Annotated in this window: 20 protein-coding genes, 1 tRNA gene and 1 pseudogene; 12 read left to right on the top strand and 10 right to left on the bottom strand. The window is 73.2% G+C overall.

From position 1 onward, the window contains the following. Positions 1 to 304: pseudogene (locus DKL51_RS05920) on the bottom strand (winged helix DNA-binding domain-containing protein); the annotation flags it as partial. Between the two features lie 152 nt (positions 305 to 456). Here DKL51_RS05920 and DKL51_RS05925 point away from each other — a divergent pair. Further along, positions 457 to 828, top strand: coding sequence for an SCP2 sterol-binding domain-containing protein (locus DKL51_RS05925; protein ID WP_109944657.1), 372 nt, complete (start codon positions 457 to 459; stop codon positions 826 to 828). Beyond that, the gene (locus DKL51_RS05930) at positions 828 to 2,888 is read left to right on the top strand and encodes an amylo-alpha-1,6-glucosidase (protein WP_124811819.1); all 2,061 of its coding nucleotides are present in this window, start codon (positions 828 to 830) and stop codon (positions 2,886 to 2,888) included. The genes DKL51_RS05925 and DKL51_RS05930 overlap by 1 nt, the downstream gene beginning before the upstream one ends. A 58-nt stretch (positions 2,889 to 2,946) precedes the next feature. Here DKL51_RS05930 and DKL51_RS05935 read toward each other — a convergent pair whose 3' ends face one another. Together DKL51_RS05935 and DKL51_RS05940 are read right to left on the bottom strand one after the other, a co-directional pair. Beyond that, a complete protein-coding gene (locus DKL51_RS05935) occupies positions 2,947 to 3,339 on the bottom strand; it encodes a VOC family protein (RefSeq protein ID WP_109944639.1) in 393 nt (130 codons plus the stop codon). Between the two features lie 18 nt (positions 3,340 to 3,357). Further along, positions 3,358 to 4,005, bottom strand: a complete 648-nt coding sequence (locus tag DKL51_RS05940) for an alpha/beta hydrolase (RefSeq protein ID WP_109944638.1) — start codon at positions 4,003 to 4,005, stop codon at positions 3,358 to 3,360. Between the two features lie 123 nt (positions 4,006 to 4,128). Here DKL51_RS05940 and DKL51_RS05945 point away from each other — a divergent pair, with 123 nt between their 5' ends. The 3 genes from DKL51_RS05945 to DKL51_RS05955 all read left to right on the top strand — a co-directional run bounded on the left by DKL51_RS05945 (position 4,129) and on the right by DKL51_RS05955 (position 6,561). Next, a complete protein-coding gene (locus DKL51_RS05945; protein WP_109944637.1) occupies positions 4,129 to 4,878 on the top strand; it encodes a lysophospholipid acyltransferase family protein in 750 nt (249 codons plus the stop codon). Between the two features lie 92 nt (positions 4,879 to 4,970). Beyond that, positions 4,971 to 5,573, top strand: a complete 603-nt coding sequence (locus DKL51_RS05950) for an isochorismatase family protein (RefSeq protein ID WP_109944636.1) — start codon at positions 4,971 to 4,973, stop codon at positions 5,571 to 5,573. A gap of 4 nt (positions 5,574 to 5,577) precedes the next feature. Further along, positions 5,578 to 6,561 carry a GlxA family transcriptional regulator gene (locus tag DKL51_RS05955; protein WP_124811820.1) on the top strand — a complete coding sequence of 328 codons (984 nt, stop codon included), beginning with the start codon at positions 5,578 to 5,580 and terminating at the stop codon, positions 6,559 to 6,561. 69 nt (positions 6,562 to 6,630) lie between these two features. On the opposite strand, the gene DKL51_RS05960 is transcribed toward DKL51_RS05955, so the two are convergent. Both DKL51_RS05960 and DKL51_RS05965 read right to left on the bottom strand, forming a co-directional pair. Next, on the bottom strand, positions 6,631 to 7,431 hold the full coding sequence (locus DKL51_RS05960; RefSeq protein ID WP_109944634.1) for a class I SAM-dependent methyltransferase: 801 nt from the start codon (positions 7,429 to 7,431) through the stop codon (positions 6,631 to 6,633). A 79-nt stretch (positions 7,432 to 7,510) separates the two neighbouring features. Further along, on the bottom strand, positions 7,511 to 7,918 hold the full coding sequence (locus DKL51_RS05965) for an SgcJ/EcaC family oxidoreductase (protein WP_124811821.1): 408 nt from the start codon (positions 7,916 to 7,918) through the stop codon (positions 7,511 to 7,513). A 101-nt stretch (positions 7,919 to 8,019) separates the two neighbouring features. Here DKL51_RS05965 and DKL51_RS05970 point away from each other — a divergent pair, with 101 nt between their 5' ends. Then, positions 8,020 to 9,018, top strand: a complete 999-nt coding sequence (locus DKL51_RS05970; RefSeq protein ID WP_109944632.1) for a sigma-70 family RNA polymerase sigma factor — start codon at positions 8,020 to 8,022, stop codon at positions 9,016 to 9,018. Here DKL51_RS05970 and DKL51_RS05975 read toward each other — a convergent pair. Beyond that, complete coding sequence (locus tag DKL51_RS05975) at positions 9,011 to 9,913, bottom strand: septum formation family protein (protein WP_109944631.1); 903 nt, start codon at positions 9,911 to 9,913, stop codon at positions 9,011 to 9,013. The genes DKL51_RS05970 and DKL51_RS05975 overlap by 8 nt on opposite strands. Before the next feature lie 417 nt (positions 9,914 to 10,330). Here DKL51_RS05975 and DKL51_RS05980 point away from each other — a divergent pair, with 417 nt between their 5' ends. Further along, on the top strand, positions 10,331 to 10,837 hold the full coding sequence (locus DKL51_RS05980; RefSeq protein WP_109944630.1) for a hypothetical protein: 507 nt from the start codon (positions 10,331 to 10,333) through the stop codon (positions 10,835 to 10,837). 175 nt (positions 10,838 to 11,012) lie between these two features. Here the strand turns inward: DKL51_RS05980 and DKL51_RS05985 are convergent, their stop codons facing one another. Further along, positions 11,013 to 11,849 (bottom strand): alpha/beta fold hydrolase, encoded by an 837-nt coding sequence (locus tag DKL51_RS05985; RefSeq protein ID WP_109944663.1) that lies wholly within the window; start codon positions 11,847 to 11,849, stop codon positions 11,013 to 11,015. 305 nt (positions 11,850 to 12,154) lie between these two features. Here DKL51_RS05985 and DKL51_RS05995 point away from each other — a divergent pair, with 305 nt between their 5' ends. Both DKL51_RS05995 and DKL51_RS06000 read left to right on the top strand, forming a co-directional pair. Next, positions 12,155 to 12,976: an arsenate reductase/protein-tyrosine-phosphatase family protein gene (locus tag DKL51_RS05995; protein WP_109944664.1), complete on the top strand. Its 822-nt coding sequence runs from the start codon at positions 12,155 to 12,157 to the stop codon at positions 12,974 to 12,976. Further along, a complete protein-coding gene (locus DKL51_RS06000) occupies positions 12,933 to 13,313 on the top strand; it encodes a VOC family protein (protein WP_109944665.1) in 381 nt (126 codons plus the stop codon). Before DKL51_RS05995 ends, DKL51_RS06000 begins: the two co-directional genes overlap by 44 nt. A 25-nt stretch (positions 13,314 to 13,338) precedes the next feature. Here the strand turns inward: DKL51_RS06000 and DKL51_RS06005 are convergent. Beyond that, positions 13,339 to 13,414: transfer RNA gene (locus tag DKL51_RS06005), tRNA-Arg, on the bottom strand. Between the two features lie 139 nt (positions 13,415 to 13,553). Between DKL51_RS06005 and DKL51_RS06010 the strand changes: the two genes are divergently transcribed. Continuing rightward, positions 13,554 to 14,291 (top strand): hypothetical protein, encoded by a 738-nt coding sequence (locus DKL51_RS06010; RefSeq protein WP_109947141.1) that lies wholly within the window; start codon positions 13,554 to 13,556, stop codon positions 14,289 to 14,291. Positions 14,292 to 14,294: 3 nt separating this feature from the next. On the opposite strand, the gene DKL51_RS06015 is transcribed toward DKL51_RS06010, so the two are convergent. Together DKL51_RS06015 and DKL51_RS06020 are read right to left on the bottom strand one after the other, a co-directional pair. Continuing rightward, positions 14,295 to 15,323, bottom strand: coding sequence for an alpha/beta hydrolase (locus DKL51_RS06015; protein WP_109947140.1), 1,029 nt, complete (start codon positions 15,321 to 15,323; stop codon positions 14,295 to 14,297). Positions 15,324 to 15,405: 82 nt separating this feature from the next. Continuing rightward, entirely contained in the window at positions 15,406 to 15,846 is a 441-nt protein-coding gene (locus DKL51_RS06020; protein ID WP_109947139.1) for an HPF/RaiA family ribosome-associated protein, read from the bottom strand. Positions 15,847 to 16,185: 339 nt separating this feature from the next. On the opposite strand from DKL51_RS06020, the gene DKL51_RS06025 reads away from it, so the two are divergent. Then, positions 16,186 to 16,947 (top strand): single-stranded DNA-binding protein, encoded by a 762-nt coding sequence (locus DKL51_RS06025; RefSeq protein WP_109947138.1) that lies wholly within the window; start codon positions 16,186 to 16,188, stop codon positions 16,945 to 16,947. Between the two features lie 91 nt (positions 16,948 to 17,038). After that, a partial coding sequence (locus DKL51_RS06030) for a cobalamin biosynthesis protein (protein WP_124811822.1) occupies positions 17,039 to 18,017 on the top strand: 979 nt, incomplete at its 3' end.

Here is an 18,017-nt window from a genome sequence, read left to right on the forward strand (position 1 = left end):
GGCGGGCCGCGTCGGCGTCGCTGAGCGGCCAGAGCGCGGCGGCCAGCGCGGTCAGCCCGGCCCGGCGGTGCAGGTGCGGCGCGCCCCGGATCGACCAGACCAGCTCCAGCCGGTCGTCGTCGAGTTCGGTGGCGGCCGGCACCCGGGCGGACAGCGCCAGCCGGGCCGAACCGTACGGAGTGTCCTGCACGCCCAGGTCGAGCACGTCCAGGTCGGCCGGGCGCAGCCCGGGACGGCCGAGCTGGTGGGCCGCCACCCGGTACGCCAGCACCCGCTGCCGGTCAACGTCCGTTTCGCCCGCCACGCCGCCGCCTCCTCCGTCCCGTCGGACGTTACTGCGCCCCGCCGACAGCGGCGGGGCGCCGACTCACCCGATCCGGGCGAGATTGACGTCGTACCCGTTGGGCACCCCTCCTCGGACGTCGAACGCCGCGGATCGCGGGAGGAGTGGACCCGATGGTGGACGCGACCACAAGGTTCTTCGAGGACCTGGACCGGCGGGGGTTCGAACCCGTGTTGGTGAAGACCTCCGGAACGCTGCGCTTCGACCTGCATGAAGGGCCGCAGAGCACACACTGGCTGCTCCAGATCGACCGGGGGAACGTCGAGGTGAGCCGGGAGGACCGGGAGGCTGACTCGGTCGTGGGGACCGCGCCGCGGCTCTTCGACGAGCTGGTCACGGGCCAGGAGAACGCTATCGCGGCCCTGCTGCGCGGTGACATGACCGTCTCGGGCGACCTGCGGCTGGTGTTGCAGGTCGAACGGATCTTTCCCGGTCCGTCGGACTCCCGGGGTCCGCGGCGCGTGTTCGAGAGGGAGGTTCGCTGATGGCGGGGACCAATACGGTCCGGATCCTGGACGGCAACACGTTCGTGGTCTCCGAGGACACCGGGGACATCGAGGCGACACCGAGCGAGCCGACCGGCCTGTTCTCCCTCGACACCCGGTTCCTGTCGAAGTGGGTGCTGACCGTCAACGGTGAGCGGCTCAACACGCTCTCCTACGACGACCTGCAGTACTACGAGGCCCGGTTCTTCCTCGTGCCGGGGGTGGCGACACACTACATAGACGCGAAACTGTCCATCATCCGGGAGCGGGCGGTAGGCGGCAGCTTCCGCGAGACGCTGACCATCCTCAACCACGACGAGAAGCCGGTCGACCTGCAGATCCGGATGGACGCCGGTTCCGACTTCGCCGACCTGTTCCAGGTGAAGGACGAGATCCTCAACAAGAAGGGCGAGATCTACTCCGAGGTCGACGGGGACCGGCTCCGGCTGGGCTATCGGCGGGGCAACTTCAAGCGGGAGACGGTCATCAGCTCGTCCCAGCCGGCCCGGTACGACCAGAACGGCTTCGCGTTCAGCGTCCACCTCGAACCGAACGAGCAGTGGAACACGGCCATCGACGTGCAGACGTTCGCACTCGGCCCCGGTGGCCGGGACCTGCGGATGGGGCTGCGCGCGCACGGCACCGAGCGGCTCGCGCTCGAGCAGGACCTGCAGGAGTGGATCAGGAACGCACCGAAGGTGAACAGCGAGCACGGCCAGGTGTCCGCCACGTACCGGCGCAGCCTGATAGACCTGGCCGCGCTGCGCTTCTCGCCGGTCTCGCTGGGCGGCCAGACCCTGCCGGCGGCCGGCCTGCCCTGGTTCATGACCATGTTCGGCCGGGACAGCATCCTGACCTCCCTCCAGGCGCTGCCCTTCGCCCCGAGCCTGTCGAAGACGACGCTGCGGATCCTGGCCGGGTTGCAGGGCACCCGGTTCGACGACTTCCGGGACGAGGACCCGGGCCGGATCCTGCACGAGATGCGCTACGGCGAGACGTCCGCCTTCGAGGAGCAGCCGCACTCGCCGTACTACGGCACTGCCGATGCCACGCCGCTGTTCGTGATCCTGCTCGACGAGTACGAGAAGTGGAGCGGCGACATCGCGCTGGTCAAGGAGCTGGAACGGGAGTGCCGGGCGGCGCTGAAGTGGGTCGACGACTACGCCGACCTGGTCGGTAACGGCTACATCTGGTACGAGCGGCGCAACACCGACACCGGCCTGGAGAACCAGTGCTGGAAGGACTCCTGGGACTCCCTCTCGTACCGGGACGGGCGGCTGCCCGGCTACCCACGCTCCACCTGTGAACTGCAGGGCTACGCGTACGACGCGAAGATGCGGGCGGCGCGCCTGGCCCGGGAGGTCTGGGACGACCCGGCCTACGCCGACCAACTGGAACGGGAGGCGGCCCAGCTCAAGGAACGGTTCAACCGGGACTGGTGGGTGGCGGACGGGGAGTACTTCGCCCTCGCCCTGGACCCGGACGGCCGGCAGTTGGCCGTGCTCAGCTCGAACATCGGCCACCTGCTCTGGAGCGGCATCGTGGACGAGGACCGGGCGGCGAAGGTCGCCGAGCACCTCGTCGGCCCGCGGCTCTTCTCCGGCTGGGGGGTGCGGACGCTGGCCGAGGGCGAGGTCCGTTACAACCCGATCGGCTACCACAACGGCACGATCTGGCCGTTCGACAACTCGTTCATCGCCTGGGGGCTGCGCCGGTACGGCTTCGCCGAGGAGGCGGCCACCATCGCCAACGGCATCCTGGACGCCGCCACCTACTTCGACGGGCGGCTGCCGGAGGCGTTCGGCGGCTACCCGCGGGAGCTCACCAAGTTCCCGGTGGAGTACCCGACGGCGTGCAGCCCGCAGGCCTGGTCGACGGGTACCCCGCTGCTCCTGCTTCGGACCATGCTCGGCCTGGAACCGCACGAGGGACACCTGTCGGTCGACCCGCGGCTGCCGATCGGCATGGGCCGGATCGAGGTGCTGGACATCCCCGGCCGCTGGGGGAAGGTGGACGCGTTCGCCCGGGGCCGGATGGACATGCACAAGTTGTCCGCCTGACGCGGTCGCAGCGGCGGGTGGTGCCCCGACGACGAGGTCGGCGGCACCACCCGCCGCGTCAGTGCCCGGGCAGCATCGCGTCGGCGTGCGCCTCGGTACGGGGAAGCAGGCAGAACTCGTTGCCCTCCGGGTCGGCCAGCACGGTCCACCGCGGCAGCTCCCGGACCACCGTCGCCCCCGCCGCCAGCACGGCGGCCCGCTCCTCGGCGTCGCCGACCAGGTCGAGGTGGATCCGCCCCGAGGTGGGCAGGTCGTCGGCCGGGCTGATCCAGACGTCCGGTCGGTGGCCGGACGGGTCGCGCAGCAGCACCGCCTCGGTCGGCGCGAGCGTCCGGTCGACCAGCTTCACCTGGTCCTCCTCCACCACCGGGAGCCCGGTGACCGCGCTCCAGAAGGGCGCGAGCAGGTACGGGTCGCGGCAGTGGATGACGATTGCGGCGAGGTCGGGCATGCCCTGACGGTAGCGGCGTCAGCCGGTCGGCAGGACGGTGTCCAGGAACGCGGCGGTGACCGCCAGGATGTCCGGTCGGTCCAGATCGAGGGCGTGCCCGCCGTGGGTGATCCAGGTGTGCACCGGGTGCCCGGCGGCGAGCAGCTTCCCGGTGAGGTCGACGGACTGACTGGCCGGCACCGAGGCGTCGGCGCGGCCGTGCACCAGCAGCACCGGCGTTCCGCCGCCGACGTGCGAGGCGACGGTCGCATCGACCGTGGCCGGGTCTCCGGCGGCTGGCGGATGCCCGAGCAGCCCGGCCCAGGGATCGTCGCTCGCGCGCAACCGCCGCCAGTCCGGGTCGAGGGGGTCGACGGGCGGCCAGTACGCCAGCCCGCCCGCCACGTCACCGGCCCGGTTGACGCCGCGCAGGGCGAGGTGCAGGGCGAGCGTGGCACCGGCCGAGTCGCCGCCGACCAGCAGCGGCAGCCCCGCTGCGGCGTCCCGGGCCGCCCGCGCCGCCGCGCGTACGTCGTCGAGCTGGGCCGGCCAGTGCGCCTCGTCGACGAAGCGGTAGGTCGCCGGGACCACCCGCAGTCCGAGCGGGCCGAGCGCCGTCCCGTCCTCGTGGTAGCGGCCGCGCCATCCGCCACCGTGGATCCAGAGCAGCACTCCGCGTTCGGTCATGCCGCCATCGTCCCTGCTTGCGGCGGGCGTCCGCGAGGCCGCTCTGCCAGCGGCAGAAGTATCGGTCGCCCGGCCGCGCTCGGCCCCTACGGTTGCGTAACCTACGCGGGGTAAAGTTGCCGGATGCCGGAACTCGTGTACCCGCCCGTGATCGCCGCCGCCAAGACGATGTTCCGGGTCCTCGACCTGCGCCTGAGGATCGAGGGCAGCCACCACGTGCCGCGTACCGGGGGAGCGGTGCTGGCGAGCAACCACGTCAGCTACCTCGACTTCATCTTCTGCGGTTACGGCGCCCACGAGTCCCGGCGGCTGGTCCGTTTCATGGCGAAGCACGAGGTCTTCGCGCACAAGGTCTCCGGCCCGCTGATGCGCGGCATGAAGCACATCCCGGTGAACCGGGCGGCCGGCGCCGGCTCGTACAACGCGGCGGTGGACGCGCTCCGGCGCGGCGAGGTGGTGGGCGTCTTCCCGGAGGCGACGATCAGCCGCTCCTTCCGGGTCAAGGAGCTCAAGAACGGTGCCGCCCGGATGGCCCAGGAGGCCGGCGTGCCGCTGCTCCCGGTGGCGCTCTGGGGCACCCAGCGGCTCTGGACCAAGGGCCGGCCGCGCACCCTGACCCGCCGGCACACCCCGATCACCATCCTGGTCGGCGAGCCGATGGATCCGGCCGCCTACCCGGACGCCACCGCGCTGACGGCGGCGCTGAAGACCCGGCTCAGCGCCCTGGTGGACCGGGCGCAGCGGGAGTACCCGGAGTCGCCGGCCGGCCCGGACGACAGCTGGTGGCTGCCGGCCCACCTCGGCGGCACCGCCCCCACCCTTGAAAAAGCCGCCGAGCTGGACCGCCGCGGCCGCCGCACCGCCGCCTCCTGACCGGGGTCCGGCCGGGGCGGTGACCGGATCGTTCCGCTTCCGGGCATGATCGTGTCTGCCGCCCCGGTGCCCGCCCGGCCAGGATCGAAGCCATGAACAGAGCAGCACTCGTCGTCATCGACGTCCAGCAGTCCTTCCGTCAGCGCCCGATCTGGGCGTACGCCTCCCAGCCGGACATCGTCGGCCACGTCAACCGGCTGGTCGACGCCGCCCGCCGGCGCGGCGACCTGGTGGTCTGGGTCCTGCACGCCGAGCCCGGAACCGGCAGCGTCTTCGACCCGGCCAGCGGGCACGTCCGGCTGATCGACGGCCTCGAACCCGTCGCGGGGGAGCCGACGCTGGTCAAGACCTCCCACAACGCGTTCACCACGACCAACCTCCAACAGGTGCTCACCCTGGCCGGCATCCGCGACATCGCGGTCTGCGGGATCCGCACCGAGCAGTGCGTGGAGACCACCACCCGGGTGGGCTGCGACCTCGGCTACGAGATGACGTTCGTGACCGACGCGACCGTCACCTTCCCCACCCCGCACCGGGACCTGCCGGCGGACGCCTCGCTGGAGCAGATCCTCGCCGACCCGCGCACCCTGTCGGCCGAGGAGATGACCGCCCGGACCGAGTACGCCCTCGCCGGCCGGTTCGCCACCATCCGCACCGTCGCCGAGCTGACCGGCGCGGTCCCCGCCGGGGTCTGAGCCGATGCCCCGGGTCGTCCGACGACTCCAGCTCGGCGCGTCTGGCGCCGCGCCACGACCTGGAGCCGTCGTCTTCCTGCTGGTCCCGCAGCTGCACCTGCTGGACCTCGCCGGGCCGGCCCAGGTCTTCTCCACCGCTGCCGACATCGGGTACGGCTACCGGCTGCACTACGTCGCCGAGACCGACGAGGTGCCGACCGTGCAGGGGGTGTCGCTGCGAGCCGACACCGAATGGCCCGAGCTGCACCGGGACGACCTGCTGGTCGTACCCGGATGGCGGCCCAGCGCGCACGGGCCGGCGGGGCCGGTCCGACCGGAGGACCTGCGGCGGCTGGCCGACCACCACGCGGCCGGCGGCACCGTGGCGAGCATCTGCGCGGGCGCCTTCGCGCTCGCCCGGGCCGGCCTGCTGGACGGTCGGCGCTGCACCACCCACCACGACGTGCAGGACGACCTGGCCCGGCGGCACCCGGCCGCCCGGGTGGTCCGGGACGTGCTCTACGTGGTGGACGACCGGGTGGTCACCTCGGCGGGCATCGCCAGCGGCATCGACGTGGCGCTGCACCTGGTGGCCACCCGGCACGGCCCGGCGGCGGCCGCCCGGATCGCCCGCACGCTGGTCGTGTACGCCCGGCGCAACGGCCACGAACAGCAGGCCAGCGCGATGATGCGGCATCGGTCGCACCTCTCCGACGCGGTGCACCGGGCGCAGGACCTGATCGACGCCCGCTACGCCGACTCGCTGCCGCTGGCCGACCTGGCCGCCGCCTGCGGGGTCGCCGAGCGGACCCTGACCCGGCTGTTCCGGCAGGCCACCGGGCTCACCCCGCTCGGCTACCAGCAACTGCTGCGGGTGGAACGGGCCGAGCACCTCATCGGGCACGGGGCGACCGTCGAGGCCGCCGCCCGCGCGGTCGGCTTCACCGACGCCCGAATGCTGCGCCGGCTGCGCGCCCGCACCCGGCCGACCCTCACCCTGGCCGGCTGACGCAGCGAACCCGGCAGGGTGACCGGGCCCTGGTCGGGGAAGGGCCCGCCGAGCGGCCATCCGGGCCGGTCAGGCGGTGGCGACCGCGAGCAGGTGCGAACTGGCGCCAATCACCGCCGGGTCCTGCTCGAACGCCTCCGCGCAGGCGACCGCGTCCCGGAAGAGCCGGTCCGCGGGGCCCACGTCCAGCGCGTCCAGCAGCGGCCAGAGCGGACCCTCCACCCCGTACAGCCGGGGCGCCGGCAGCCCGGCGGCAGGGAACTCGTCCACCACCTGCTCCGGGCGGTGGAAGTAGGCGGTCGTGAAGCCCGTCTCCGGGTCGTTCACCCCGGTCGTGTACGTGGCGAGCAGGATCGGGCGGGTGCGCTCGTCCACCCGGCCCTGTCGGGTCAGGTCCATCAGGGCGGCGTTGCGGCTGATCACCGCCGCGATCACCGGCCCGCCCGGACGGGTGAGCCGGGCCGCCTCGCGCAGCGCGCTCACCCGGTCGACCCGCTCGGTGAGGTGGTAGAGCGGACCGAGCAGCAGGGTGGCGTCGACCGACTTGTCGGGCAGCGGCAGGTCGCGGGCGTCGCCGACGGTGGCGGTGACCTCCGGGTATGCGGCCCGAGCGGCGGCCACATGCGCCGGCACCAGGTCGACCAGGTGCACCCGGTGCCCGGCCGCGGCGAGCCAGCCGGCGTACGCGCCGGTGCCGCCGCCGACGTCGAGCACCGTCGCCGGCGGCGCGGGCAGCAGCCGGGACAGCAGGTCCCGGGTACGGGTCGCCTCCAGCCGCCCCTGCGGGTTGCGGTGCAGCCGGTCCGCCTCGGCGAAGACCTCGGTGTAGTACCGCCGGATGTCCGGCTCGGCGAGTCGGTGATGTGGCATCCGTCGATGGTGGACGACCCAGTGGATACCGTCACCCGGGTTTCCGGCCGCCCGCCGGAGCGGGCGGCCGGGGCGACGGTCAGGCCGGGCAGTTGTGGTACGCCTCGACCCGCCACACACCGTCCAGCCGGGACAGCACCCAGGTGGCCCGGCGGCGGCGGTCGGCGGGCAGCTCCTCCTCGCCGGGCAGCAGGAAGCCGCTGCGGCTGACCACCACCGCCGCGTCGCCCCCGACGACGCGGACGCTCTCCGGCTCGTCCACCGAGGTCGACCCCTTGAGCGGGCCGGCGAAGGCTGCGGCCATGTAGCTGCGGACCCCCTCCCGGCCCTGGTGGAACACCCCGCCGGGGAGGACCACCGTGGCGTCGTCGGTGTAGTGCGCGGCGAAGGCGTCCGCGTCGTTGGCCGCCCAGGCGGCGACGAGGGCGTGCAGCACGTCGCGGACCGCCTGGTCGTCGCGGGTGCCGATGGTTCCGGTGTCGGTCATGATCGTCCTTCCGTGGTGTGGACCTCGCTGGTACCTACTCGGCCTCCCGCCGGAATTCATCGGCGGCGCAGCGATGAATTCCAGCGGCCGGGCCGGTAGGTATGGGAGAGGCCGGAACAGAGAGGGACGCATCGGTGACGGTGACCAGCGAGGACTTCGACCGGCGGACCGGGCCGTACCGGCGGGAGCTGCTGGCGCACTGCTACCGGATGCTCGGCTCGGTGAACGAGGCCGAGGACCTGGTGCAGGAGACCCTGCTGCGGGCCTGGCGTGCGTTCGACCGGTACGACGCCGAGCGCGCCTCGGTGCGGACCTGGCTGCACCGGATCGCCACCAACGTCTGCCTGACCGCGCTGCGCTCCCGCGCCCGGCGGCCGCTCCCCTCGGACGTCGTCGGCCCCAACCTCGACCCCGATGCGCCGATGGTGGTGGGGGAGCTGCCCTGGCTGCAGCCGGTCCCGGACGCGCTGCTCGACCCGGCAACCGTGGTGGCCGCCCGGGGCAGCCTGCGGCTGGCGCTGGTCGCCGCCATGCAGCTGCTGCCGCCCCGGCAGCGGGCCATCCTGATCCTGCGCGACGTGCTCGACTGGTCGGCCGCGGAGGTCGCCGACGCTCTGGCCACCACCCCGGCCGCCGTCAACAGCGGCCTGCAACGGGCCCGCGCCCGGCTCGACGCGACGGCGGTACGCGAGGAGCAGGTCGCCGAGCCGGCGGACCCCGACCGCCGGGCGCTGGTCGACCGGTACGTGGCGGCGTTCGAGCGGGCCGACGTGGCCGCCCTGACCCGGCTGCTCACCGACGACGCGGTGCTGGAGATGCCGCCGGTGCTCAACTGGTACGTCGGCCGGGAGCGCTACGGCCGGTTCATCGCCCGGGTCTTCGCCATGCGCGGCACGGACTGGCGGATGCGACCCACCGCCGCCAACGGTCAGCCCGCGCTGGCGGCGTACGTGCGCGACGGGGAGGCGTACGTCCCGCACACCCTGCAGGTCCTCACCATCGGCGACGCCTGCATCAGGCGCAACGTCGTCTTCCAGGACCCGCAGGTGTTCGACGCATTCGGGCTGACGCCACTGCCGGTCGTCGCGCCGGTCAGTTGATGGGCAGCGCCTTCGTGCCACCGCCCCTGATCGAGCGGGTCACCTTCTCCCCGCCCGACCAGTAGAAGCAGCGCACTCCCCGGTCGCCCCGCTGCCACGCCTCCTCCGACGGCAGCCGGTACGACGTACCGGTGCGGTAGCGCAGGTTGCCGTCGGCCGGCACCTTCGCGTACCGGGCGACCAGGGTGCGGCAATGGGCGTGGATGTTGTCCTCGTCGCGGTCGGCCTCCTCGTACGGGCCGTCCGGTGCCGTCCAGACCCCGACGAACTCGAACTGGTGCCCCTTGGTGCAGGTGGTCTGCTGGAAGCTGCCCCACTCGTCCTCGATCAGGCAGCCGTAGGCCAGGCGCGACGACCCCTTCAGCGCGTCGCGCAGGCTGCCGCTGCGCTGGGTCGGGTGGTCGTTGGGGTGGTCGATGGCGGTACCGCCGTCCACGGTGTCCAGTTCGAACATGTCGCAACGGAACCACCGGCTGCCACCCGCCCAGCCGGCCGGGGACGGCGGCACCACCTGGATGGTGAGCCGGGCACCTCGCCAGTCCCCGCCGACGAACGCCGTGGCCTTCGCGTCGCACTCGGCGAACGCCGGGCGGATGGCGGCGGAGGTGATCGGCGGCGGGGTCGGCCGTTCGGCGAGCGGGCCGGTGAAGGTGCCCAGGTGGATGGTCTCGACCAGGTGCGGCCGGGCGCACTCCACCGGCTGGTAGCTGGTGAGGTAGCTGGTCGGGTCGGCGATCAGGTGACAGTCGCCCACCTTCGGCGTGAACTGCTCCACCTTGCCGACCGGACGCCAGTCGTCGGTCAGGTCGCCGTCCGTGCCGGCCGGCGTGCCACAACCTGACACCGCCACCGTGACCAGGACGGCCACCGCCACCCCGCTCCGCCACCGTCGCATGTCACCCTCCCCCAGGGGCCCCCGTCCAGACGCGCGCAGCATACGTCACCTGCGCGACCGCCCGGTGTCCCGAATGTGACGCGCCCCACCCGAGCTGCTGCTTGTGGCGTGGCGGAACGGTCGCAGCGCGTCGATCTTCCTTATCTGCAGGTGAGGGATGTGACATCTGGCGGGGTGTCGGCGCTGAGAGGCACGGAATGAACGCACAGACCTTGCCACCGGTGCACCTGCGATGTCGCCGATTGATCACTCAGCGGTGTCGTCGCCGGGCCTCGGTGGGAGCCGGTCGCCCCCGTCCGGCGCTGGGTCGTTCCGTGCGCGCATCCCAGTTCCCGGCAGCACTGCCGGGGACACCGCTGCTCCGGACGCACGCCGGGTGGCACATCCACAATCCAACCCCCAAGACGGAGCTGTTCGATGCTTGAGACCGCCCTCGCCAAACTCGCCACTCTGAAGGTCGGCGCCACCGTGCTCGCCGTCGCCGCCACCGGTGGGGTCGCGCTTGCCGCCGCGAACGGCACTCTGCCCAACCCGCTCACCGACCCGAGCGCCAAGCCGTCGGCGCACGCCACCGGTGCGCCGTCCGCGGACGACAAGGGCAAGGGTTCGCCGGCCGACGCGAAGGGCACCCCGTCGCCGAACCTGGTCGGCCTCTGCCGCGCCTACGAGGCCGGCGTCGCCGAGAGCAAGGGCAAGGCGCTGGACAACCCTGCGTTCACCGTGCTGATCACCGCCGCGGGCGGCAAGGACGGCGTCACCGGGTACTGCGACACCCTGCTCGCCAGCGCGAAGGCCAAGCCGAGCAAGGAGGCCCAGGCCACCGCTACCCCGAGCCACCCGACCGGCAAGCCGGAGACCCGCCCGACCACCGCCGAGACCGAGGCGCCCGACGCCCACAAGCCGACCGCCCGGCCGACTAACTGACCCGTCGACGCCGGGCGGGCATCCTCACCCCCCTCCGCCCGCCCGGCGTCACCATCGCGACGTCGCCCGGATGACCTCCCCCCCCGGTCATCCGTACGGAGTCGCGAACCGCGCCGGACCGGCGCGGCGAGGCGGCGGCCGGGTCCCGCGGCCGCCGCCTCACCCCTTTCTCAGCTCAGTCCACGTGCCGGCGCAGCCACTCCAGCGCCGCCCCGGCGTGGCGCAGCACCGAGATGTGCCCGTCGTCCGGGTAGCACCGCAGTTCGGCCGCGGGACAGCGCCGCGACAGCCATTCGCCGTGCGAGAGCGGCGCGATCCCGTCCCGGCCACCGTGCAGCAGGAGAACCGGCGCCGTGACCTGGGCCGGGTCGAGTCCCCACGGTGAGACGTAGGCGAGATCGTCGTCGATCAGCCCACCCGGACCACCCTGGGTCGCCGGGCCGACGACACTGCCGAACCAGGACCACTCACCGTTGAGGGCCGCCAGGTCCGCCGGGGTGAACTCGGGGTCGTACTCGACGCCGGAGGTCTCGAACCGCTCCTTCGCCTCCCGCCCCGCGGCGGCGGCGCGCAGCGACGCCACTCCGGAGGGGATCATGCCGGCGAACCAGTCCAGCCCCTCCCCGTCGTACGGCGCCATCCCGGCACCGGCGACCACCGCGAGCACTCGATCCGGCAGCAACGCGCCGCAGGCCAGCGCGTGCGGACCGCCGCCGGAGTGGCCCATCACCGCGAACCGGTCGATACCCAGCGCGTCGGCGACCGTGGCCACGTAGCCGGCGGCGGAGGCGATGTCCCGGCCCGGCGCCGGGGTCGATCCGCCGTAGCCGGGTCGGTCGTACGACACCCAGCGAATGCCGAGCCGGTCGGCGGCGTCGAAGAGGGGTGCGGGCGGCGCGCCGATGTTCGGGGTGCCGTGGTGCCAGAAGACGGCGAGACGGTCGTCCCCGCCGGTGTCGTAGACGTGCAGCGTGCGGCCGTTGCCCAGCGACAGGTCCGTCTCGGTCACCATGCGCGGAGACTAGCCGCGCCGGGCGACAGCGTCTTTCCCGCGGTGGAGGGGATCGAAGGGTCGCCGCTCATGCTGGAGCAGTTCCGCGCCAAGCCGGGCGGGACGGACTGCGGCGGCGGTACTGCTGGCCCAGCGAGCTGGACCTGATGGCGCGGCTCGGGGGCATGCGGCTGCGGGAACGCTGGAACGGCTGGGACCGCAGCCCGTTCACGGCCGACAGTCGCCAGCACGTCTCCGTCTACGAACGGGTCTAATCTTCCTCCATCGGACAGTCGATCAAATCAGTTTGATGTATTATCCGGTCCATGGCTGCGAGCCAGGCCGCGCCGGCGTTCATGCGCTTGGCCGCCCACCCGTTGCGGTGGCGGCTGCTGAGCGAGCTCGCCGACAGCGACCTGCGGGTCCGCGAGCTGGTCGCGCTGATCGGCCAGCCGCAGAACCTGGTCTCCTACCACCTGCGGCTGCTGCGTAACGCCGGCCTGATCACCGTCACACGGAGCAGCTTCGACGGCCGCGACAGCTACTACCACCTGGATCTGGACCGCTGCGCCCAGGCGCTGGCCAGCACCGGCGCCGCCCTGCACCCGGCCCTGCGACTGGACAGCGCCCCGCCGGCCCCGCCGGTCCACCAGCGACGGTTGCCCCGGCCCGCCGTGCTGTTCGTCTGCACGGGTAACAGCGCCCGCTCACCGATCGCCGAAGCCCTGCTACGCCACCACACCGCCGGACAGGTGGAGGCCACCAGTGCCGGCAGCCGCCCCAGACCGCGACTGCATCCCAACGGTGTGCGGGCGCTGCGCGACCAGTACGGCATCGACATCGCCAGCCAGCGCCCCCGCCACCTGGACACCCTTGCCGGGGGCCGCTTCAACTACGTGATTACTTTGTGCGACAAGGCCCGGGAGGTCTGCCCGGAGTTCGACGATCACCCTCGCCGCGTTCACTGGAGCATCCCCGACCCGGCCCTGGCCGGCGACAGCGACGATGCCAGCTACCCGGCCTTTGCCCGCACCGCGGCCGACATCGACACCCGCGTCCGCCATCTGCTACCGGTCCTCACTACCCGTCAAGGAGGTTTGAGCCATGACCGGAACCGACCAGCACGCCAGCGTCCGCTACCTGGTTGACGACGTCCCGGCAGCCGTCGACTTCTACACCACTCACCTCGGCTTTCAACTGCGCACCAACGCCGGGCACGCCTTCGCCGATGTGGTCCGCGGCCCGCTGCGGCTGCTGCTGTCCGGGCCCGCCAGCTCGGGCGCCCGAGCCACGCCGCAGGACGCCACGGCACCCGGCCACAACCGCATTCACCTCACCGTCGACGATCTGGACGCCGAGATCGACCGGCACCGGCGCGCCGGACTGTCGTTCCGCAGCGACGTGGTTTCCGGCCCCGGCGGGCGTCAGATCCTGCTGGCCGACCCCGCCGGCAACCTGATCGAACTGTTTCAACCGGCGAGGTGACGGCCACAGCTGACCTTGGTGACGGTGGTGCGCCCGGCAGGATTCGAACCTGCGGCCTTGGGATTAGAAGTCCCCTGCTCTATCCGCTGAGCTACGGGCGCGCGTCGTGGGTGTCGCGCCAAGAGGGTACCGCCGCACCCGGGGTGAGCGGGGGAACGGGTGGTCACGTCCACACCGGGAGTCAGGTTCGCACGGAACGCCCGCCGCTGGCACCCCGATAACACCCCGTACCCTCGCCTGGTGCTGCTTGACCCGGAGACCGAGAACGAGGTCGCCTACGAGCTGTGCCAGCTCCTCGGGCGCGCCATCCTGCCCGTCAGCCACCTCGATCGGCCGGGGGACGCCAGCCGTGACGCCGGCACGGCGTTCTTCTTCAACGAGCTGGTCGGGGTCACCGACGACGGGGACGTGGTCCACGAGTACCTGCTGACGGCCGACGCACTCACCCGCGCGCCGTACGGAAAGATCGGTCTGCGGCCGAGCGTGACGGAACCGGCGGGCGTGGCGTCCGACGAGATCCTGATGCCCGACTTCAGCGCACAGTGGATCCACCTGCCGGAGGTGGGCCTCGCCGCGATGCCGACCGGGGGTCTGCACGGGCACGCCGAGGACCGGGGCTGGCGCTGGCGGACCCAGCAGGTCACCGACGGGGTGGCCGCGCGCGCGGACGACATCGCCGGGATCGGGGCCGACCCCGGGTCCGCGTTCGTACTGGCCCTCGGGGTCGGCGCGGACGGGTCGCGGCCGTTGGAGGCGGTGATCGAGCGGCTGGTCCGCGACGGCGACGAGGTCCGCATCACCACGGAGCTGCCGCCGGGATACGTGGGCGCGCCGGTCTTCGGGGTGCAGGCGCACGGCGAGGGCGAAGTGGCGCTGCGCTGCCTGGGCCTGGTGCTGCCGGGCGCGGGCGGTCACCCGATCGCGACCTTCGACCGCATCCGGACGGCGCTCGTGGAGGCCACCGCCGGGTACCGCTGACGGTCAGCCCTCGGCGGTCGCCCCCGCGCGGTCCTCGACCGGCCGCCGGGCTGCCGGCGGGCCGTCCGGCTCCGCCGCGGTGGGTCCGGCGCCGAGGAAAGCCTCGGCCCAGCGGCCGGCCTCGGCGAAGACCTTCTCCCGTACGGCGGGACTGGAGAGCGTGAGGTCGTGCAGCCCGCCGTCGAAGCGGGCGAGGGTGACGTGCCGGCCGAGCCGGGGCGCCCAGCGGACCATGTGCTCCACGTCCAGGACGGCATCCGCCAGGGTCGCCGACTCGTGCCACTTGGTGCCCCGGAAGCTCCGGGTCGAGCAGGCCAGCAGCACGGGCACCGGGATGTCGAGGCCGGCGCGGAGCTGACGCTGGCCGGCGCGGATCGCGTTGATCCAGCCGGCCCGGACCGGGAACCCGGCCAGGGGCTTCCAGGCCAGGTCGTAGCGCCACTCGCCGCGGTGGTCGGCGTGCAGGCTCTCGCCGTACACGGTGCCGAGCCCGAAGGGGAGGATGCGCTGCGGCGCCCGACGGGCCAGCCGGGAGACGGCGGCCGCCAGGGGTCGCCGGATCAGCCAGGGGGCGTTGATGTCGAAGAACGGGCTGTTGAGGAAGAGGCCGTCGACCAGCCCGGCCTCGCGGCGGGCGTGCGCCCAGAGCGAGATGATCAGGCCGCCGGTGGAGTGCCCCATGGCGAGCAGGGTGTCGTGCCCGTCGTCCTCACGGATGATCTTGGCGGCGGCGTCCAGCTCGGGGAAGTAGTCGCTGAGGTCGTGGCAGAAGTTCGGGGTCTGGTGCGGCAGCAGACTCCGGCCGTACTTGCGCAGGTCGAGCGCGTAGAAGTCCCAACCCCGCTCGGCGAAGAAGTCGGCGACGTGGGTCTGGAAGAAGTAGTCGACGAAGCCGTGCACGTAGAGCACCGCCCGGCCGGTCGGGCGCTCGGCCCGCCGGCGGACCAGGGTCGCGACGACCTGTCCCTCGTCGTCGGTGCCCAGGTCGATCGTCTGCCGCTCGTACGGCGGTCCCAGCACGTCCGGTTCCACGACCGCGACGGTACGCCGCCGAGCTACCCGGCGGTAGCCCCCGCCCCCGCCCGCTCACACCCGGCGGACGGGGGCGGCGGCGTCAGACGGTCTGCGCGTCGGCCCGGCTGGGGTCGGCGGCGGGCAGTTCGTCCTGGTCCTCGGCCGGGTCGACCTCGGCCGCCGGCTGGCCGATCTCCCGTACGTGCTTGTTGTGCCGGGGCTCCTGCCGGGTCTTGGCGTCGTTGAGGCGCCGCCGCAGGTCGTCGCGGACGTCGTTGAGCGCGGCGTGCAGGTCCTCCTCGGAAGAGGTGGTGACGATCTTCTGCCGGCCCGCGATCCAGCACTCCAGGGTGACCTTCTGGCCCCGGGCCTCCCGGTCCTTCACCGAGACCTCCAGCTCGGTGGCGTCGGCGTGGAACCCGGCCAGCCGGGCGTCCAGGGTCGCGAACTGCTCCGCGATCCAGTTCCGGTCGCCCTGCGAGAACCCTGCCCCGACCCGCAGGCACTCGGCCACGGTCGCGGGGTTCGCCACGGCGCTCATCGCCGCACCTCCCTCTCGTCGCGGACGGTCGTACGGAGTGAGCGGAGGATCATCTCGCTGGCCTTTCTCTCGGTTGATCAACTCCATACCCAGTCGGTGTCCGTCCGGAACCGGTTCGCCCGGATGGCCCCGCTGGCGATTTCGATCATGCTGCTGCCCAGGTCGGCGGCCCAGGGCCCGGGGGCCCTAGCAGACGGGACCTTGATCAGGTCGCTGTCCACAGGGCGGCGCGCCGTCCACAGCCGGTGCCGAAGCGGGTGGCCGCGGCACGGGCGGTGGTCGAGGCTCGGCGTCGAGTCGACTCGCCACCGCAAGCCCGGATCTTCCCCTGGAGGGACGATGTTCGATACGTACGTCACCATCGTCGGCAACGTGCTGACCCCGCCCGAGTGGCGTCGCACCACCCAGAGCAACACCCTGGTCGCCAACTTCAAGGTCGCCTCCACCGCCCGCCGCCTCGACCGGGACAGCGGCCGGTGGGTCGACGGAAACAGCCTGCGCGTTCGGGTGAACTGCTGGCGAAAGCTGGCCGAGGGGGTGGCCGCCTCGGTGATGGTCGGCGACCCGGTGGTGGTCGCGGGACGGCTCTACACCCGCGACTGGACCGACGACGCCGGCAACCACCACACCCTCTACGAGCTGGAGGCCGTCACCGTCGGCCACGACCTGTCCCGTGGCCGCAGCCGGTTCCTGCGCAATCGGCCGAGCATGACCACCAGCACCGTCGAGGACGCCGAGGCGGAGCACCGGGTGCACGGCGAGGCCACCGAGCCGGTGCCGGCCGCGCAGGCCCCCGCCTCGCCGGACGACCGGCCCTTTGACGACGAGTTCGAGCTGCCGTCGTTCACCGCACGGGCCGGGCACGAGCCGCCCGGCGACGGCTTCGACGCGCCCTCGGGCAGCGGCTTCGACGAGGTGACCGACCCCTTCGACGATCCGGCCGTCCCGGGTGCCGACGGCGGGGAGTCGGACGCCGGCGGGCCGACCCCGGAGCCCGGGCCGGCCGACGAGCTCGACCCGGTCGTCGACGAGACCGCCGGTGGTGTCACGGCCACCGGTCGCGGCCGGCGCGGCCGGGGACGAGCGCCGGTGCCCGCCTGACCGGGGCCGGGTCGTGCACGGGGGAGCGGGGTGGCGACGCGACGGTGGCCACCCCGCCGTACGGCTAGGCTGCCGGCCGGAGGTGATGCGGGTGCGGCAGGCGACCGCGGCGGCGAACGCGGCAGGACTGGTGGCGGGCTACGCCCTGGACACGCTGCTCGGTGACCCGCGCCGGTGGCACCCGGTGGCCGGCTTCGGCCGGGCGGCCGGGGCGCTGGAACAGCGGGTCTACCGACCGGATCGGACGGCCGGGGCCGTCTTCACCTCGGTCGTGGTCGGTGCGCCCGTGCTGCTGGGCGTGGCGGCCACCCTGGCCACCCGACGTCGACCGGTAGCGCGGGCGGTCCTGGTGGCCGCCGGCACCTGGACTGTGCTGGGCGGGCGCACGCTGCGGCGCGAGGCCACGGTGATGGGCCGGGCGCTGCGCGACGGTGACCTGCCCGCCGCCCGACGGCGGCTGGGACACCTCTGCGGCCGCGATCCGTCGGCACTGGACGAGCCGGAACTCGCCCGGGCCACTGTCGAGTCGGTCGCCGAGAACACCTCCGACGCGGTGGTCGCGCCGCTGGTCTGGGGTGCGGTCGCCGGGCTGCCCGGCCTGCTCGGTTACCGGGCGGCGAACACCCTCGACGCCATGGTGGGTCACCGCTCGCCCCGCTACGCCCGCTTCGGCACCCCGGCCGCCCGCCTCGACGACCTGCTCAACCTGGTGCCCGCGCGGCTGACCGGGCTGCTCACCATCGCCGTCGCGTCGGCCGCGCACGGGGACCGGCACCGCGCCTGGCAGGTCTGGCGCCGGGACCGCAACGACCACCCGAGCCCCAACGCCGGCCAGTGCGAGGCGGCGATGGCCGGCGCGCTCGGCGTACGGCTCGGCGGGCGGAACGTCTACTTCGGCCGGTCCGAGGTGCGGCCGTTCCTGGGCGACGGTCCGCGTCCCGAGGCGCGGCATCTCAAGCGGGCGGCCCGGATCTCCGGTGCCGTCGGGGTGGCCGCGCTCGGGATCGCGGCGGTGTACCCGTTGACGGTCGGTCGGCTGGTCGGCGCCGCCGGCCGGTACGGGCTGCGCC

It is taken from the genome of Micromonospora globispora (assembly GCF_003857015.1).
Classification (GTDB): Bacteria; Actinomycetota; Actinomycetes; order Mycobacteriales; family Micromonosporaceae; genus Micromonospora; species Micromonospora globispora.

Excerpts from the sequence above, each read along its gene's own strand:
- DKL51_RS05925 (WP_109944657.1), top strand. The coding sequence starts at position 457 with ATGGTGGACGCGACCACAAGGTTCTTCGAGGACCTGGACCGGCGGGGG.
- DKL51_RS05930 (WP_124811819.1), top strand. The coding sequence starts at position 828 with ATGGCGGGGACCAATACGGTCCGGATCCTGGACGGCAACACGTTCGTG.
- DKL51_RS05935 (WP_109944639.1), bottom strand. The coding sequence starts at position 3,339 with ATGCCCGACCTCGCCGCAATCGTCATCCACTGCCGCGACCCGTACCTG.
- DKL51_RS05940 (WP_109944638.1), bottom strand. The coding sequence starts at position 4,005 with ATGACCGAACGCGGAGTGCTGCTCTGGATCCACGGTGGCGGATGGCGC.
- DKL51_RS05945 (WP_109944637.1), top strand. The coding sequence starts at position 4,129 with ATGCCGGAACTCGTGTACCCGCCCGTGATCGCCGCCGCCAAGACGATG.
- DKL51_RS05950 (WP_109944636.1), top strand. The coding sequence starts at position 4,971 with ATGAACAGAGCAGCACTCGTCGTCATCGACGTCCAGCAGTCCTTCCGT.
- DKL51_RS05955 (WP_124811820.1), top strand. The coding sequence starts at position 5,578 with ATGCCCCGGGTCGTCCGACGACTCCAGCTCGGCGCGTCTGGCGCCGCG.
- DKL51_RS05960 (WP_109944634.1), bottom strand. The coding sequence starts at position 7,431 with ATGCCACATCACCGACTCGCCGAGCCGGACATCCGGCGGTACTACACC.
- DKL51_RS05965 (WP_124811821.1), bottom strand. The coding sequence starts at position 7,918 with ATGACCGACACCGGAACCATCGGCACCCGCGACGACCAGGCGGTCCGC.
- DKL51_RS05970 (WP_109944632.1), top strand. The coding sequence starts at position 8,020 with ATGGGAGAGGCCGGAACAGAGAGGGACGCATCGGTGACGGTGACCAGC.
- DKL51_RS05975 (WP_109944631.1), bottom strand. The coding sequence starts at position 9,913 with ATGCGACGGTGGCGGAGCGGGGTGGCGGTGGCCGTCCTGGTCACGGTG.
- DKL51_RS05980 (WP_109944630.1), top strand. The coding sequence starts at position 10,331 with ATGCTTGAGACCGCCCTCGCCAAACTCGCCACTCTGAAGGTCGGCGCC.
- DKL51_RS05985 (WP_109944663.1), bottom strand. The coding sequence starts at position 11,849 with ATGGTGACCGAGACGGACCTGTCGCTGGGCAACGGCCGCACGCTGCAC.
- DKL51_RS05995 (WP_109944664.1), top strand. The coding sequence starts at position 12,155 with ATGGCTGCGAGCCAGGCCGCGCCGGCGTTCATGCGCTTGGCCGCCCAC.
- DKL51_RS06000 (WP_109944665.1), top strand. The coding sequence starts at position 12,933 with ATGACCGGAACCGACCAGCACGCCAGCGTCCGCTACCTGGTTGACGAC.
- DKL51_RS06020 (WP_109947139.1), bottom strand. The coding sequence starts at position 15,846 with ATGAGCGCCGTGGCGAACCCCGCGACCGTGGCCGAGTGCCTGCGGGTC.
- DKL51_RS06025 (WP_109947138.1), top strand. The coding sequence starts at position 16,186 with ATGTTCGATACGTACGTCACCATCGTCGGCAACGTGCTGACCCCGCCC.